Consider the following 404-nt stretch of genomic DNA (forward strand, 5'->3'; position numbering starts at 1 on the left):
TTGGGGTGAAGTCGTAACAAGGTAGCCGTATCGGAAGGTGCGGCTGGATCACCTCCTTTCTAAGAGAACACGATCTTCCGAGTTGAAGATCATCAGATCCCTTGAGGATCACCCTTAAAGGCAGTTAATTCGCTCACTCGTTGTCAGTTTTGAAGGATCAAACGATTCTTCCATAAAGTAAATCGTTTGGTGGCGATAGCGGAGGGGAACCACACGTTCCCATCTCGAACACGACCGTTAAGCCCTCCAGCGCCGATGGTACTTGGACCGCAGGGTTCTGGGAGAGTAGGACGTCGCCAAGCGGTTGAGGGCCTTTAGCTCAGCTGGTTAGAGCGCACCCCTGATAAGGGTGAGGTCGGTGGTTCGAGTCCACTAAGGCCCACCATAACAACTTAAACCCATTC

Annotated in this window: 1 tRNA gene and 2 rRNA genes; all 3 read left to right on the forward strand. The window is 52.0% G+C overall.

The annotated features are described in order from the left end of the window. Positions 1–59 (forward strand): 16S ribosomal RNA (locus KJS52_RS27025); the annotation flags it as partial. Positions 60–185: 126 nt separating this feature from the next. Then, a 5S ribosomal RNA gene (rrf, locus tag KJS52_RS27030) occupies positions 186–302 on the forward strand. A gap of 6 nt (positions 303–308) precedes the next feature. Further along, positions 309–385 (forward strand) — tRNA-Ile (locus KJS52_RS27035). The last annotated feature ends 19 nt before the right edge of the window (positions 386–404 follow it).

Source organism: Paenibacillus montaniterrae (assembly GCF_018403185.1).
Taxonomy (GTDB): domain Bacteria; phylum Bacillota; class Bacilli; order Paenibacillales; family Paenibacillaceae; genus Pristimantibacillus; species Pristimantibacillus montaniterrae.